Source organism: Bacillus methanolicus PB1, assembly GCF_000262755.1.
GTDB classification, from domain to species: Bacteria; Bacillota; Bacilli; order Bacillales; family Cytobacillaceae; genus Bacillus_Z; species Bacillus_Z methanolicus.
Genome location: NZ_AFEU01000003.1, coordinates 786,776 through 802,876 on the forward strand (window position 1 = coordinate 786,776; position 16,101 = coordinate 802,876).

The 16,101-nt window shown below is 39.9% G+C and carries 13 protein-coding genes; 1 reads left to right on the forward strand and 12 read right to left on the reverse strand.

The features are described 5' to 3' along the window. Positions 1 to 119: 119 nt before the first annotated feature. The 8 genes from PB1_RS13595 to PB1_RS13630 form a co-directional block, all read right to left on the reverse strand. Positions 120 to 1,427, reverse strand: coding sequence for a dihydrolipoamide acetyltransferase family protein (locus PB1_RS13595; protein WP_004437667.1), 1,308 nt, complete (start codon positions 1,425 to 1,427; stop codon positions 120 to 122). Positions 1,428 to 1,467: 40 nt separating this feature from the next. Then, on the reverse strand, positions 1,468 to 2,451 hold the full coding sequence (locus PB1_RS13600) for an alpha-ketoacid dehydrogenase subunit beta (RefSeq protein ID WP_004437671.1): 984 nt from the start codon (positions 2,449 to 2,451) through the stop codon (positions 1,468 to 1,470). 12 nt (positions 2,452 to 2,463) lie between these two features. Beyond that, positions 2,464 to 3,459, reverse strand: coding sequence for a thiamine pyrophosphate-dependent dehydrogenase E1 component subunit alpha (locus tag PB1_RS13605; protein ID WP_004437675.1), 996 nt, complete (start codon positions 3,457 to 3,459; stop codon positions 2,464 to 2,466). Positions 3,460 to 3,543: 84 nt separating this feature from the next. Continuing rightward, on the reverse strand, positions 3,544 to 4,965 hold the full coding sequence (gene lpdA / locus PB1_RS13610) for a dihydrolipoyl dehydrogenase (RefSeq protein ID WP_004437679.1): 1,422 nt from the start codon (positions 4,963 to 4,965) through the stop codon (positions 3,544 to 3,546). Between the two features lie 14 nt (positions 4,966 to 4,979). Continuing rightward, positions 4,980 to 6,089, reverse strand: a complete 1,110-nt coding sequence (gene buk / locus PB1_RS13615; RefSeq protein ID WP_004437681.1) for a butyrate kinase — start codon at positions 6,087 to 6,089, stop codon at positions 4,980 to 4,982. Positions 6,090 to 6,226: 137 nt separating this feature from the next. After that, positions 6,227 to 7,324, reverse strand: a complete 1,098-nt coding sequence (gene bcd, locus PB1_RS13620) for a branched-chain amino acid dehydrogenase (protein WP_004437685.1) — start codon at positions 7,322 to 7,324, stop codon at positions 6,227 to 6,229. Between the two features lie 30 nt (positions 7,325 to 7,354). Then, complete coding sequence (yqiS, locus tag PB1_RS13625; RefSeq protein ID WP_004437688.1) at positions 7,355 to 8,257, reverse strand: phosphate butyryltransferase; 903 nt, start codon at positions 8,255 to 8,257, stop codon at positions 7,355 to 7,357. A 133-nt stretch (positions 8,258 to 8,390) separates the two neighbouring features. Next, positions 8,391 to 10,463, reverse strand: a complete 2,073-nt coding sequence (locus PB1_RS13630; RefSeq protein ID WP_004437691.1) for a sigma-54 interaction domain-containing protein — start codon at positions 10,461 to 10,463, stop codon at positions 8,391 to 8,393. 244 nt (positions 10,464 to 10,707) lie between these two features. On the opposite strand from PB1_RS13630, the gene PB1_RS13635 reads away from it, so the two are divergent. After that, positions 10,708 to 10,965: a DUF2627 domain-containing protein gene (locus tag PB1_RS13635; protein WP_004437694.1), complete on the forward strand. Its 258-nt coding sequence runs from the start codon at positions 10,708 to 10,710 to the stop codon at positions 10,963 to 10,965. A gap of 58 nt (positions 10,966 to 11,023) precedes the next feature. Here PB1_RS13635 and PB1_RS13640 read toward each other — a convergent pair whose 3' ends face one another. The 4 genes from PB1_RS13640 to recN all read right to left on the reverse strand — a co-directional run bounded on the left by PB1_RS13640 (position 11,024) and on the right by recN (position 16,098). Continuing rightward, the gene (locus PB1_RS13640) at positions 11,024 to 11,761 is read right to left on the reverse strand and encodes a glycerophosphodiester phosphodiesterase (RefSeq protein WP_004437696.1); all 738 of its coding nucleotides are present in this window, start codon (positions 11,759 to 11,761) and stop codon (positions 11,024 to 11,026) included. A gap of 152 nt (positions 11,762 to 11,913) precedes the next feature. Then, positions 11,914 to 12,705, reverse strand: a complete 792-nt coding sequence (gene spo0A, locus PB1_RS13645; RefSeq protein WP_004437700.1) for a sporulation transcription factor Spo0A — start codon at positions 12,703 to 12,705, stop codon at positions 11,914 to 11,916. A gap of 290 nt (positions 12,706 to 12,995) precedes the next feature. Continuing rightward, the gene (gene spoIVB / locus PB1_RS13650) at positions 12,996 to 14,294 is read right to left on the reverse strand and encodes a SpoIVB peptidase (protein ID WP_004437702.1); all 1,299 of its coding nucleotides are present in this window, start codon (positions 14,292 to 14,294) and stop codon (positions 12,996 to 12,998) included. Between the two features lie 115 nt (positions 14,295 to 14,409). Beyond that, on the reverse strand, positions 14,410 to 16,098 hold the full coding sequence (gene recN / locus PB1_RS13655; protein WP_004437705.1) for a DNA repair protein RecN: 1,689 nt from the start codon (positions 16,096 to 16,098) through the stop codon (positions 14,410 to 14,412). Positions 16,099 to 16,101: the final 3 nt, after the last annotated feature.

The window sequence follows — 16,101 nt, forward strand, 5'->3', positions numbered from 1 at the left end:
GACCCGCACTGCGGTGATGCGTTAATGCGTAAAAGACAGTTTATATTTTAGAAAAAGAGGCTGCCTCAAAAGTCCAAGGGTCAGACCCTTATGAGACACCCTCTTTCAAATCAGATAGATTAATAAATCGAGGTATTTTCTTTGGATATATTTTCAAGAATCTCTTTTACGCGCTGCATGAATTTTCCGCAAATCAAACCGTCAACCACCCGATGATCAAGGGACATACACAAATTCACCATATCACGAACAGCAATCATACCATTGTTCATAACAACCGGACGTTTTATGATGGATTCAACTTGAAGCAATGCTGCCTGAGGATAATTAATAATTCCCATAGACTGGACTGAACCAAACGAACCTGTATTGTTGACAGTAAATGTTCCCCCTTGCATTTCTTCTGATTTCAGCTTGCCTGCCCTAGCCTTTGCCGCAAGTTCGGATATTTCGCGGGCAATCCCTTTAATCGTCTTCTCATCAGCATGTTTAATAACCGGAACATACAAAGCGTCGTCTCTAGCAACCGCGATTGAAATATTAATGTCTTTCTTTTGAACGATTTTATCCCCTGCCCACATCGAGTTGATTTGCGGAAACTCTTTAAGAGCCTGGGCAGCTGCTTTCACGAAAAAGGAAAAGTAAGTTAAATTAAAGCCTTCTTTCTTTTTAAATTCTTCTTTAATGGAGTTGCGGTACTCAACAAGGTTTGTTACATCGACCTCGATCATTGTCCAGGCATGCGGAATTTCATGTTTGCTGCGGACCATATTGGCTGCTATCGCTTTGCGTACGCCTGTAACTGGAATTTCAATATCGCCTGGAACTGTCGAAATGTTAGAAGCCGGTGCTGCTGGCTTATCAGCTGGTTGTTTCAAATCCGGATATTCTGATACTCTCTGTTGTGCTGCTTGAGCAGGCTCATCTTGGCCAGCTGCTGGTTTATTGACTAGACTTGGAGTATTTCCAGATTCAATTAATTTTTTCAGATCTTTACGGGTAATCCTGCCTCCTGCACCCGTTCCTTTAACCTTGGAAAGATCAATGCCATGTTCTTGAGAAAGCTTAAGGACAGCCGGTGAATAGCGGGCTTTATTTTCATATCCTGCGGTGATAAATGCTCCTTGCTTCGGTTTTTCTTCACCTTTCCCTTCATTTGATTCCTTAGCTTCATCTGAATATCCGCCTTCTACTTCAATCGTACAAATTATTTCGCTTACTTGTAATGTATCTCCTTCAGCAGCAATCAGTTCTTTAATCGTTCCTGTAAAAGAAGATGGAACTTCTGCAGTTACTTTATCAGTCATCACTTCCGCAAGCGGGTCGTATTTGTTTACCTTATCTCCAACAGAAACTAACCATTTACTAACCGTTCCTTCTGTTATACTTTCTCCAAGCTGAGGCATTTTGATTTGTTCTATAGTCAATGGTTAAACCTCCTTTTTGAGTTGCATTTCTGTGCTCTTTTTAAAACTCTGCAAGTTCGCGCATTGCTTTTTCAACTTTATCAGGATTAACCATAAAAAATTTTTCCATTGTCGGCGCATACGGCATCGCCGGTATATCCGGACCTGCAAGTCGTTTAATCGGCGCATCTAGATCAAATAAGCAGTTTTCTGCAATAATTGCGGAAACTTCACTAATGATGCTTCCTTCTTTATTGTCTTCTGTAACTAAAAGGACTTTGCCGGTTTTTGAAGCTGCCTCAATAATCGCTTCTTTATCAAGAGGATAAACGGTTCTTAAATCCAGAATGTGAGCGGAAATGCCTTCTTTCGCCAATCTTTCTGCAGCCTGAAGCGCAAAATGAACACATAAACCGTATGTTATCACAGTAATGTCTTCTCCTTCGCGTTTAACATCAGCTTTGCCGATTGGAAGTACATAATCATCTTCAGGCACTTCGCCTTTGATCAGGCGGTATGCACGTTTATGTTCAAAGAATAATACCGGGTCATCATCACGAATTGCTGCTTTTAATAAACCTTTCACATCGTACGGTGTGGAAGGCATGACAATTTTCAGGCCCGGCTGGTTTGCAAATATTGCCTCAACCGATTGTGAATGGTAAAGAGCGCCGTGAACCCCGCCGCCATAAGGAGCTCGAATGACAATTGGACAGTTCCAATCGTTGTTTGAACGATAGCGGATTTTAGCAGCCTCAGAAATTATTTGATTAACTGCAGGCATAATAAAATCTGCAAATTGCATTTCAGCAATCGGCCGCATGCCATACATAGCCGCTCCGATTCCAACACCAGCGATTGCCGATTCTGCAAGAGGAGCATCAATTACCCGTTCTTCACCGAATATTTCATAGAGACATTGAGTTGCCTTAAAAACTCCGCCTTTTTTTCCAACATCTTCACCTAATACGAAGACTTTCGGATCTCTTTCCATCTCTTCACGGATTGCCATTGTTACTGCATCAATATAGGAAATTACCGCCATGTTCGTTCCCCCTTACTTCTCAGCATAAACATGTTTCAACGCGTGTTCCGGTTCCGCATACGGCGCATTCTCAGCATAGTCTGTCGCTTCATTTACTATTTTCATAACACGGTCATTAACTTCTTTTTCCAAATCATCGGTCATTACTCCGACTTCTTTTAAGTAAGCTCCAAAAGTAATAATCGGATCCTTCGTTTTTGCTGCCGCTACCTCATCAGGAGCACGATAACTACGGTCATCATCGTCTGAAGAATGAGGGGTTAAACGATAGGTAATCGCCTCAATTAATGTAGGTCCCTCACCGCGGCGTCCGCGGTCTGCCGCTTCTTTAACAGCTTTATAAACTTCGAGAGGATTGTTTCCGTCCACAGTAAAGCCGGGCATTCCATAACCGATCGCACGGTCGGATACCTTTTCGCAAGCTACTTGTTTTTCATATGGAACAGAAATAGCATATTTGTTGTTTTCGCACATGAAAATAACTGGCAATTTATGAACTCCCGCAAAGTTTGCACCCTCATGGAAGTCTCCCTGGTTCGACGAGCCTTCACCAAAGCTTACTAATGCAACGAGATCTTTCCCTTCCATACGTCCTGCCAATGCGATCCCAACAGCATGGGGAACTTGCGTTGTAACCGGAGATGAACCTGTCACAATGCGGTTTTTCCTTTTGCTGAAATGCCCGGGCATTTGGCGGCCACCGGAGTTAGGATCTTCAGCTTTTGCAAATCCGGAAAGCATCAATTCTTTTGCAGTCATACCAAAAGTTAAAACAATACCCATATCACGATAATAAGGCAAGACATAGTCCTTTTCACGGTCAAGTGCAAACGCTGCACCAACTTGTGCTGCCTCTTGACCTTGGCAAGAAATGACGAAAGGAATTTTTCCAGCACGGTTTAAAAGCCACATGCGTTCATCAATACGGCGCGCCAAAAGCATAGTTTCATACATTTCCAACACATTATCATCGCTTAAACCTAAAACATTATGCCGATTTTCAGCCATTTCACTTAACCTCCTAAATCAATATCCGGGATCTGGCCCACATTGCTTTAACGCTTTAACGCGGAGCGGGCCTGACCCCACAAATCAAGAATGGATTGCTTTTCCGTCTACTGCGAGTGCGGCTTCTCCGATCGCTTCTGATAATGTTGGATGCGGGTGTATTGTATGGGCAACTTCCCAAGGGGATGCATCTAGGACGCGCGCCAATCCTGCTTCAGAAATCATGTCTGTTACGTGTGGACCAATCATATGAACTCCAAGGATATCATCTGTTTCTTCATCTGCGACAATTTTAACAAAGCCATCTGATTCCCCGAATACAAGCGCCTTTCCAATTGCACGGAAAGAGAATTTGCCCACTTTAACTTTGTAGCCTTTTTCTTTAGCTTCATCTTCCGAAAAACCTACGCTTGCTGCTTCCGGATTACTGTAAATGCATTTTGACACAAGACTATAATCAATACGAGATGGATTTTGGCCGGCAATGTGCTCAACAGCAACAATTCCTTCACGGGCTGCAACATGGGCAAGCTGCAGGCCGCCGATACAATCGCCAATTGCATAAATATGAGATTCTTTCGTTTGAAAGTATTCATTCACTGCAATACAGCCATTTTCAACTTGTATTTCTGTATTTTCAAGTCCTATTCCTTCAACATTTGCCAGGCGCCCAACAGAAACGAGAATTTTTTCTGCTTTAAATTCTTTTTGCACGCCTTTTACTTCGGCGGAAATGATTACCCCTCCGCCTTTTTGAAGAGTTTCAGGGAGAACTTTGGCACTTGTTGCAATTTTTACGCCTTTCCTTTTCATCTGGCGATGCATTTCTCTAGAAATCTCTTTATCTTCAGTTGGAATAATACGTTCCGCATACTCTATAACCGTTACATCAACACCGAAGTCTGAAAGCATGGATGCCCACTCAATACCGATGATACCTCCGCCCAAAATAATGATCGATTTAGGGAGAAATTCCATTTCAAGAGCTTCATCAGAAGTTAAAACAAACTCTCTGTCCGGTTCTAATCCTGGAAGAGTACGTGGTCGCGATCCGGTTGCAATGATTACATTTTTAGGAATAACAATTTCATTTTCTTCCCCATTGTTCATCTCAACGGAAATTGTACCTGGCATTGGTGAAAAAATAGACGGTCCCAAAATTCGGCCAGTACCTTTGTAAACATCGATTTTCCCCTGCTTCATCAGATGCTGGACTCCTTGATAAAGCTGGCCAACTATCTTATTTTTCCGCTCCTGTACTTTGCCGAAGTTAATGCTGACTTCTTTCGCCATGACGCCAAATTCTTCTCCGCGCTTCGCAGTCGCAAATACTTCTGCGCTTCTGAGAAGAGCCTTACTCGGAATACATCCTTTATGCAAGCAAGTTCCTCCCAACTTTTCTTTCTCAATAACGGCTGTTTTAAGGCCGAGCTGTGAGGCGCGAATGGCTGCAACATAACCACCGGTACCGCCGCCAAGGATCACTAAATCATATTCTTGAGCCACTTATCATTCCTCCTCTAATTTACGAGCTCTGCATGTTTTAATTTTCCTGGATATTCCTTTACTTCTTCTTCTTCGCGCAATACCCGCAAAGCTCCTTCTGCCAATGCTTGCAGTTCATTTTCACCTGGATGGACAATTACATCCGCGATCCAATTAATACGTTCACTGATTGTATTTACAAATTGTTTCCCGAATGCAAGACCGCCCGTTAAAATAATTGCATGTACTTTACCGGCTAAAACTGCACTTGCAGCGCCGATTTCCTTTGCAACTTGGTACGCCATTGCAAAATAAATGAGTTCTGCTTTTTTATCGCCTTGTTCGATCATTTTTTCCACTTTTACCGCGTCCTTTGTACCAAGATATGCAGCAAGGCCGCCCTGTCCGACAAGTTTTTTCATGATTTCTTCCCTATAATAGACACCGGAGAAACAAAGGTTGACCAAATCTCCTGCAGGCACGGTGCCGGTCCGTTCAGGGCTGAACGGGCCATCCCCGTCAAGACCGTTATTAACATCAATCACTCTTCCCTCTTTATGGGCGCCGACAGTTATACCGCCTCCCAAATGTGCAACAATCAGATTCAATTCTTCATATTTCTTTCCTAATTCTTTAGCAACTCTTCGCGCTACCGATTTTTGGTTAAGCGCATGGAAGATGCTTTTTCTTTCAATAAGTGGAAATCCGGAAATTCGGGCAATCGGGTCAAGTTCATCTACGACTACTGGGTCCACAATAAAAGCAGGAACGTTTAAGCCTGAAGCAATCTCGTATGCCAAAATTCCGCCAAGGTTGGAAGCATGCTGTCCCGCATAGCCTTCACGAAGATCAGATATCATTTGTTCATTTACGGCATATGTACCTCCCTCTATTGGCCTTAACAAACCGCCTCGACCGCATACGGCACTTATCTTTGAAATATTAATGCCTTCGTTATCCAGTGATTCAAGAATGGTTTTTTTTCGAAATTCATATTGAGAAATAATTTCATCACTAGAATTGATCATTTCTGCATCATGTCGAATTATTTTTTCAAAAACGGACATCTCATTATCGAAAACTCCTATTTTCGTTGATGTAGAACCAGGATTGATGACAAGAATCCGATATGTTTTTTCTTGCAACGTCGTAACCTCCAATTAAATAGAACAAACACTGTATGAATTAAAAAAATTTCATTAATATTAATTCCTTATTAAGGTATATGAAAATAAATAGGGAAAGACGCTGAAATCTCATCCAGCGTTTTTCCATAAAATTTTTATTTACGGCGGCTTAATATGTGATGGCCATTTTGCAGAAATTGACTGCGTGAATTGCGCATTCTTTCAATCCGCTCTTCTGCCATGCGGTCTGCAGCCCTGTATGTTGGTATACTATCACGTTTTGCAATTTCAATAACTCTTTCAATATTGTTGTAGATCATTTCCACTTTTTTCATCGCACGGTCACGATTGTAGCCGTAAAGCTCATCGGCAACATTGATTACTCCGCCGGCATTGATAACATAATCTGGAGCATAGATAATTCCCATTTCGTGAATGATATCTCCGTGGCGAGCATCTTTTAATTGGTTATTGGCTGCACCTGCAATAACTTTTGCTTTAATTTGAGGAATTGTTTCATCGTTAATGACGCCGCCTAGAGCGCATGGTGAATAAATATCACATTCAACTCCATAAATTTCATTTGGCTCAACCGATTTGGCGCCAAATTCTTCGACTGCACGTTGAACTGCTTCCTTATTGATATCAGTCACGATTAATTGTGCACCTTCTTCGTGAAGGTGGCGGCACAGGTTATATGCGACGTTTCCAACACCTTGAACAGCAATTACTTTTCCTTCTAATGAATCTGTTCCAAAAGCTTCTTTAGCTGCGGCTTTCATACCTCGGTAAACTCCGTATGCTGTTACAGGCGATGGATTTCCGGAAGATCCGAATGCCGGTGAAATGCCTGTTACATAATCGGTTTCTTCATGAATAAGATCCATGTCTGCAACAGTGGTGCCAACATCCTCAGCTGTGATATAACGGCCATTTAACCCTTGGATATAACGGCCAAATGCTCGGAACATTTCTTCGTTCTTATCTTTTCGAGGGTCGCCGATAATTACTGTTTTTCCTCCGCCAAGATTCAAGCCGGCAGCAGCGTTTTTATATGTCATTCCTCGTGCTAATCGCAGCGCATCTTCAATTGCTTCTTCTTCTGAATCATAAGTCCACATGCGTGTGCCGCCTAAAGCCGGTCCAAGCGTTGTATCATGGATCGCAATTATGGCTTTTAATCCTGATTGTTTGTCTTGGCAAAAAACTAGTTGTTCATAATCATATTTCTCTAAATATTGAAAAATCTTCATTGTAAATTTCCTCCACCGCGCTCGCGTATTCTATTTTGCAGAGCATAGAGCCAATGCAAGTGAATATAGTTTGCTTTCGGCACTATCTGCTCTTGAAGTTAAAACAATTGGGGCCTTTGCACCTGCAATAATAGCACCGACTTTTGCATTTGCAAAATAAATTAATGACTTATAAAGTACATTTCCAACTTCAATTGTCGGAACTAATAAAATATCAGCCTGTCCTGCAACATCCCCGCCAATTCCTTTATGTTCTGCTGCATATTTTGAAACTGCATTATCCAACGCGAGAGGTCCGTCAATAATGCAACCGCTGATTTGTCCCCTGCGGTTCATTTGGGTCAGCAAAGCAGCATCAAGCGTCGCTTGCATAGAAGGGTTTACCATTTCAACAGCTGCCAGCGGGGCTACTTTTGGCATCTCAATCCCTATCCCTTTTGCCACCATAACAGCATTGTTTATAATTTTTGCTTTTTGCTCAAGGTCTGGAGCGATATTCATGGCTGCATCAGTGACAATTGTAAATCGGTTATAACCGGGCACTTCAAAAACTGCTACATGTGAAAGCACATTTCCTGTTCGCAAACCAAATTCCTTGTTCAACACCGCTTTTAAAATTGTTGCTGTCGGAATATTACCCTTCATTAACACGTTCGCTTCATTTAGCTTTACAGCTTTTACAGCATGTTCAGCTGCAAGTTCATTCGTATTCGCATGAATAATTTTGAGATTCTCATTTTTTTCCATACCAGAATAGTTTTTATTCATAAATTTGAGGATTTTTTCTTTATCTCCAAACAGCAAAAAATCAGCCAAATTTTGCTCAAGTGCCATAGAAACTGCTTCGATGACTTCTTCATCATCAGCTGCAGCAACTGCTACCATTTGTTTTTTTGATTGGGTTGCTTTTTCGATCAGCGTATCCAATTTCATTATGAGCTAAAACCCCTTTCACATAGACGCAGCACTCATTATACTAATTATGCAAGAAACGTGCCAATTTTTCGAAATGAAAACGCTTTATTTACCACTTTTTATTCATGCAATTTTTTTCTCACTATGAAATTTATTGCATGCTATTATTTTCAATACGATACTTCTCCAATTTGTAATACAAGTTACGAACGGAAATTCCAAGAGTTTTTGCAGCTTGTGTCTTATTGCCATTACATTTAATCAGTACATGCCTGATGATTTTTTCTTCATATTTTTCAAGCTGCTCGTTCAGAGATCCCTCAAAAAGCTCTTGATGTGCTGGTTCTGGTACTCTTGTTTCGTCAGTCGGCTTACCTTTCAACTCCGGAAGGTGGAATAAATCAATTTCCGTTTCCGAATAGTAAAGAAAGATCATCGCTCTTCCAAGAACATTCTCAAGCTCCCTCACATTGCCCGGCCAATCGTAAGCCATCAATTGTTCCATCGCACGTTCGGAAATGCTTTCTACGTTGCGTCCGTAATCCTGATTGATTTTTTGAATAAGCCGTACGCATAAAAGCGGGATATCTTCTTTTCTTCTTCTGAGAGGAGGAATATGGATCGGCATCCGATTAAGCCGGTAGTATAAGTCTTCCCTAAAAGTTCCTTTCGCAATGGCTTTTTCTAGATTTACATTCGTGGCAGCGATGACACGAACATTAATCGGAATTGATTTTGTACCGCCAACGCGAACAATTTCATTTTCCTGAAGCACTCTCAGGAGCTTTGCCTGTGTATTTGCACTAAGTTCTCCAATTTCATCAAGAAAAATGCTGCCGTTGTTTGCTTCTTCAAAAAAACCTCTTTTTCCGCCGCGCTTTGCTCCGGAAAAAGCTCCTTCTTCATAGCCGAATAATTCACTTTCCAACAACGACTCTGATAAAGCAGCACAATTGACTCGGATAAATTTATTATATTTTCGGTCACTTGCATTATGGATTGCATGGGCAAACAGTTCTTTTCCCGTACCTGACTCGCCTCTTAAAAGGACGGTAGCCGGTGTTTTTGCACCCAATTTTGCTTGTTCAATAGCAATTTTCATTTCCTCTGATTGCCCTATAATATCTTCAAACGAGTATTTTGCTTCTAACGTTCGGATGATTTGCCGGGCCCGGTTAAGCTCCCTGTTCAAGTTTTGGATTTCCGACATATCATGGATAACACCGACGCTTCCTTTAAGCTTTCCATCGACAATAATAGGCGCAACATTTACAACAACTTCTTTTTTCATCGGGCCAACGCGCATGGCAACTCCGCGTACTGCTCTTCTAGTTTTCAGCACTTTCATATGCATGCTTTCCCCTTCGGAAATATCTGCAGTAGCAGGTTTTCCGATCACCTGCTCTTCCGTTAAGCCTGTTATCCTTGTATAAGCAGGATTAATTAAGATTCCCCTGCCTTTTTCATCAACTACAGAGATTGCATCATCGCTTGAATGAATAATCGCTTGAAGCATTGTTTGAATTTCTTTAAGATTTGTTACTTCTTCTGCAAGATTGACAACTTCGGTAATATCTTTGAAAACAGAAAATGCGCCGATCAATTGATCATTTTCATCAACAATTGGTATTCGAGTTGTAATTATTTTCAAACCATTTTCCAATATCAGTTCCTGATTCGCTTCAATTCTTCTTGTTTCTAATACCCTTGGAAGCAGGCTAGTCGGAATTACCTCATAAATATGTTTCCCCTTTGCTTCCGCTTGTGGAATTCCAATTATTTTTTCCGCACTTTTGTTAAATAAAATTATTTTGCATTGATTATCAATTCCTACCATTCCATCATCGGTTGAATTAAAAATCAAATCATGTTTATAATTTTCATTACGGAATTTTTCAATATATTCTTCTTTTTCTTCGAAAAGTTTTGCAATGAGAAAAGCAACGCTTCCCGGAATAAGAATTGTATCTTTGCTTCTAGCATCCCTTAAAGCTGTGAATACTTCTTTTTTTCCAGTCACTTCAAAAATGATGTCAACCTTTTCAGAAATGTAATCACGCCAATCTGTCCCTGTTTTAATCCCTTCACGTTTTGCAATTAATATTCCTGGTGCATCAGGATTATTGTCAACAATCACTTTTACATCGAGGATGGCTGTTTCTTTTAATATTTTTAAAATGGCAATTCCGCCTTTGCCTGCTCCAACGATCATCGCTGTTTGCATATGGTTCCACTCCATCTTTTATGAAATAATTTTCATATTTGCCCTGCAACATTTTTCAAATTCATTTTAAGGTTATTTATCTTCCTTGACAAATTCCAAAGATGATTTATCATTTTCGTAAGAAACAAAAGGAGTAAATGCGCCGCGATTAGAACCAAAATATTGCGACAAATTCCATTCAAATTGTATACAGTGCTTGAATTTTATATTTCGTGAAAATAGACAAAGATTGAAGGGATTATTTATGAGCAGAATAATAGCATTACTCATATTGCTGATTCCGGGTATTTTCGCAGCCATCGGTATAAAATTGATGAGGGATATGGTGTTTGGTATTTTGCAGACTCCCTTTCCGTTTCTCTGGCTGCAATTTTTAGCCGGGCTGCTTCTTTTTCTGGCAGGTTTGGGGTTTGTGGCAGGTTTTATTTTGCACCGGGACAGGAAAAGAAATAAAGTACAGAAAAGATTTCAGAGGCAATCTGGTTGTGGCGCGAAAAAATAAAGGGACGACCCTTTCGTTTAAAGGATCGGCCCTTTTCTTTTGTCAGTTTTACGCCAAATCAGATAGCGGATTGAATCTGCTGCCGTATTTTCATTGCCTTTTTTGGTTCATCGGTAATTAGAGCCGAACATCGAATCGAAAACAACCGCTTCATATCATCCTCCTTATTTACCGTATATGGCCTTATCTGTATTCCATTTTCAATGCTCGCTAGAATCACTTCATCTGTTGCTGTAATGAGTTTTGGATGGATTCCTTTCGCACGAATCGATTTGGCATAAACCCATGGCATATAAAGGTTCTCTGAGTATAATGGTGCAATTTCAATTTCCGGAGCAAGCCGGTAGCTGTAAACAATGCTGTAATGATTGAATGAAGAAATAATAATCCGGTTCGAAAGATTATATTTTCTCACCATTTTTATTACTTTCTCTTCTATTCCCTCATAAGGAAAAAAATTGTTCTTAAGCTCAATATTGCAAATAAGCCGATTAGTTGTCATCCACTCTAAGAGTTCCTCCAGCGAAGGAATAGGTTCCATTTTGGCTGTAGTTTTCTTATGAAAACCGGCATCGAGCTTTCTCAATTCCTTATAAGTGAATTCCTTTACATATCCTTGGCCGTTTGTTACTCTGTCAACCTTCTCATCATGTATAATGACGACTTCTCCATCTTTTGTAAGCTGAACATCTATTTCCAAAGCATCTGCTCCCGCTTTCTCCGCTTCAATGAATGCCTGCATCGTATTTTCAGGAAATTTTGCAGAATAGCCGCGATGCGCAAAAATCATTGTCATTGTTACCTGCTCCTTCTAAATAATGACGCGGTTTTCATACTTTATGCTTTTCCATTGAAAAAAGGCTGACCGATAAGTGCTTCGCTTTTTTGATTTTGGGTCAGCCTCAAAGAAAATAGAATCAATAATTTCAAATGATTAAACAATTCTTCTCAAGAAGCTCGATGTTCCAACCTTAACTTGTCAGCTACCATCGCAATGAATTCAGAATTTGTAGGTTTTGCTTTTGACATGCTTACTGTATAGCCGAAAAGAGATGAAATTGAATCAATATTGCCGCGGCTCCAAGCAACTTCAATCGCATGACGGATTGCTCTTTCAACACGGCTGGCTGTTGTATTGTATTTTTTTGCGATATCCGGATAAAGCACTTTTGTAATTGAACCAAGCAGTTCAATATCATTAAAGACCATAGAAATGGCTTCCCGCAAGTATAAATATCCCTTAATATGCGCAGGAACACCAATTTCGTGTATGATACTTGTAATGCTTGCTTCCAGGTTTTTTGGTTTTTGCTCAGTTTGAGGGCGGTGACTTGGTGCAGAAGATTTTCGTATAAGTGTGTTAGATTTCCCATTTACTTGGCGAATGTGATTAGCCAGATTTTCCATATCAAACGGTTTTAGAATAAAATAGGATGCTCCAAGGTCTACTGCTTTTTTTGTTACATCTTCCTGGCCGAAGGCTGTCAGCATGATTACATTTGGAAGAGGATTCTTTTTCAATGTTCGAAGTCTTTCGAGCACAGCCAGCCCGTCTAAATGAGGCATAATGATATCTAAAACAAGTACATCAGGATCCGTTTCTTCAAGCAAATCCAAGCATTCCTGTCCGTTATGTGCCACACCGACTACTTCCATATCATCTTGCGAAGATATATATTCTTCAAGCAAACCTACAAGTTCTCTATTGTCATCCACGACACAGACTTTAATTTCTTTCAATTTTTGTTTCCTCCCTGATTCCACTTAATGGTCTCTTTTCCTATCTTATCTTATTTTTTATTCTAAATGACAATTTCGACAATGCAATTAAAATTCCTCTTGTTTTTTTATATTTTCTAAAAAAAGGACCTTAACCTTATTTTTTCTTTAAATTTCTTTTATTTTCGACGTATTTCGCTATTTGACATTTAATTATTTTTGCTTTTGTCGAAAAATCTTTAATTATATTTTACCATATTTGAAAACGACAAAAATAGGCGGAATTCCGCCTATTTTTGCGTCCAAAACATTTATGAAGCTTTTTCTCGAGGTTTTTCATATATATCGATTCCTGCTTCATTTAACATCCATTCAATATGGACTCCATAACCTGAAGTTGGATCATTTACAAAGACATGGGTAACTGCTCCAACAAGTTTGCCATTTTGAATAATCGGGCTTCCGCTCATTCCTTGAACGATTCCGCCTGTTTTTTCAAGAAGCTTTGGATCAGTTACTTTAATAACCATCCCTTTTGTTGCCGGAAATTTTTGCGGAATTGTACTGACAATTTCAATATCGAAGAGGTTAACTTCATCATCATTTACAACCGTTAAAATTTGTGCAGGACCTTCTTTCACTTGATGTGATAATGCGATTGGAAGAGGTTTATCCAATACTCCATTTTTTAATTCTTTGTTTAGTTTTCCAAAAATCCCAAACGGACTGTTTCTGCTTATATTTCCAATAACTTCGCGGTCAGTTGAAAACCGTGCCAGCTTTTCTCCCGGATCTCCGTTGCTCCCTTTTTCAATTGAAGTGACAGTTGAACGGACAATTTGCCCATCCTCGACGACAATTGGCTTTTTTGTGTCCATGTCAGAAATGACATGCCCTAAAGCACCGTATTTTTTTGATTCAGGTTGATAAAAAGTCATTGTCCCTATCCCCGCAGCTGAATCACGTATATAAAGCCCCAGCTTATATGTTTTTTCTTTTTTGTCTTTCATGGGCTTCAACTTTGTTTTGATTATTTGATTTTCTCGATTAATTACAATATCTAAAGGCTTTCCTTCATTGCCTGTTTTTTGCACTAGCGGAGCAACGTCTGCCATTTTCTCAATACGTTTGCCATCAATTTCTGTAATAATATCCCCGACTTTAATGCCTGCAATTTCACCGGGAGAAACTTTTCCTTCCTCTGTATCAATCTGATGGTGCCCTACCACTAAAACACCAACAGTATTCAACTTAATTCCAATTGATTGTCCTCCAGGAATTACTCTAAAATCCTTTAATACATCTACATCGACCTGTTTAATGGGAAAACCGGCTATTTCTAACATCATTTCATTTTTTCCAGGACTATTTGCCTGAAGGGATAATGAATGCCGGTTTTGTTCAAGTGCAATACTTTTATTATCAGCAGACAAAGAAGCTGAAACATTGACAGCCTTAGGCAGACTGAAATGCTGCCCTTCAAAAAGAGTTATCTTTTGCGGAATATTTACATATTCCTGCATCGGTTTCGAAAACCCGATGGCTACTAATGAAACAAGGAGAATTCCACCAATTATTTTTTTCAGCAGTTCATATTTCAAAACCTTCACTCTCCTCGCTTCTAGTCCACATACTTCAAAATGGCTACATCTTTAATTTTGCCTGCTTACAACTCATTTATAACCGCTGGAACCATAAAAAAGCTATCCGGGAATGGATAGCTTTTCAAGTTGTTTTTATTTGGTTGGCGAGCAACAATAATTCTTCTGCATGCTTTTTCGTTAAATCCGTAATTTCAACACCCGAGATCATTCTGCCGATTTCCTTAATTTTTTCAGCATCTGATAAAGGAGTTACCGAAGTAATGGTTCTTCCACCCTTCGTTACTTTTGCAATAAACAAATGAGTATCCGCCATTGCGGCTACTTGAGGAAGATGGGAAATGCAAAGCACTTGAGAGCCGATAGAAACTTTGTATATTTTTTCTGCGATCGCCTGGGCAACCCTTCCGCTCACACCTGTATCCACTTCATCAAAAATGATTGAAGTAACACCTTGGTGTTTCGAGAATATGCTCTTTAACGCCAGCATAATTCTTGAAAGCTCGCCACCTGACGCGACCTTTGACAATGGCTTTAATGGCTCGCCGGGATTAGTGGAAATATGAAATTCAGCATTATCTATGCCTTTTTTCGTAAAATTGCTTTCATCCGATTCGATTTTTACCTCAAAAACAGTTTTGGCCATGTAAAGGTCTTTTAATTCCTGGTGAATCAGTTTCGTCAGTTTTTTTGCATATTTCTTTCGCAGTTCTGTTACATTTTTCGCTTCAACTAATAAATCTTTTCTTAATGAAGCTAGGTCTTTTTCCAATTGCCCGATATGTGTTTCTTTGTTTTGCAGTGTTTCAATCTCTTCTTCAATCGTTGCTGCATATTCAAGTACTTCAGCAATTGTTTTCCCGTATTTACGTTTGAGCGCGTTAATTTCATTCAGCCTGTCTTCGATTTCATTCAACCGCTCAGGATCAAATTCAAGCAATTCAAGTTCGTTCCTAAGTGTATGGGAAACATCTTCAAGCGCATAATAACAGTTGGAAACCGTTTCGAAAAGGTCCTTATAAGCAGGATTCAATTCAGCCGCATCTTCAAGATGGCTCATTACAAGGCCGATCCAATCCAATCCTTTTTGTTCTCCTTGAAGTGCTGAATAGCTTAATTGCATGGCTTCATATATTCGTTCAAAATTGCTGAGCCTTCTTTTTTCTTCATAAAGCTCTTCATCTTCATTCAGTTTGAGATCGGCAGCTTGAATTTCCTCTAATTGAAATTGGATTAAATCAAGTCTGTGAGCCATTTGCTGTTCATTTTCATTCAGGCTTTTCAGTTTTTTCATTGTTTTTTCATATGCCCGGTAAACTTCTTGGTATTCCTTAACAGCAGGGAAAATTTCCTCTGCTCCAAATTGATCAAGCAAAGGCAAATGCATTGTTTCGTCCATTAATTCCTGATGTTCATGCTGGCTGTGAATATCAATTAAGGTGCTTCCAATTTCCCGCAATGCAGAAATCGTCACCAGTTTCCCGTTTATTCGGCATACACTTTTTCCATTCTTGGAAATATCCCGCCGCAAAACAATCATTCCTTCTTCAATCTCAATGCCGAATTCTCTTGCTTTTTCATAACACGGATGGCTTTCATCATCCAAAAGAAAAAGCCCTTCGATTTCTGCTTTATCCTCTCCATGGCGGACAAATTCGGAAGACCCTCTACCGCCGACTAACAAATGAATTGCATCGATGATAATCGATTTACCAGCCCCCGTCTCTCCCGTTAAAACGGTTAAGCCCTTTTCAAAAGATATTGAGAGGGATTCAATAATGGCAAAATTTCGAATGGATAGTTCGCTTAGCAAGAA

What these genes read in the sequence shown, in the direction of transcription:
- PB1_RS13635 (WP_004437694.1), top strand. Translation starts at nt 10,708, where the DNA reads ATGAGCAGAATAATAGCATTACTCATATTGCTGATTCCGGGTATTTTC.
- bcd (WP_004437685.1), bottom strand. Translation starts at nt 7,324, where the DNA reads ATGAAGATTTTTCAATATTTAGAGAAATATGATTATGAACAACTAGTT.
- PB1_RS13630 (WP_004437691.1), bottom strand. Translation starts at nt 10,463, where the DNA reads ATGCAAACAGCGATGATCGTTGGAGCAGGCAAAGGCGGAATTGCCATT.
- yqiS (WP_004437688.1), bottom strand. Translation starts at nt 8,257, where the DNA reads ATGAAATTGGATACGCTGATCGAAAAAGCAACCCAATCAAAAAAACAA.
- PB1_RS13600 (WP_004437671.1), bottom strand. Translation starts at nt 2,451, where the DNA reads ATGGCGGTAATTTCCTATATTGATGCAGTAACAATGGCAATCCGTGAA.
- PB1_RS13605 (WP_004437675.1), bottom strand. Translation starts at nt 3,459, where the DNA reads ATGGCTGAAAATCGGCATAATGTTTTAGGTTTAAGCGATGATAATGTG.
- PB1_RS13640 (WP_004437696.1), bottom strand. Translation starts at nt 11,761, where the DNA reads ATGACAATGATTTTTGCGCATCGCGGCTATTCTGCAAAATTTCCTGAA.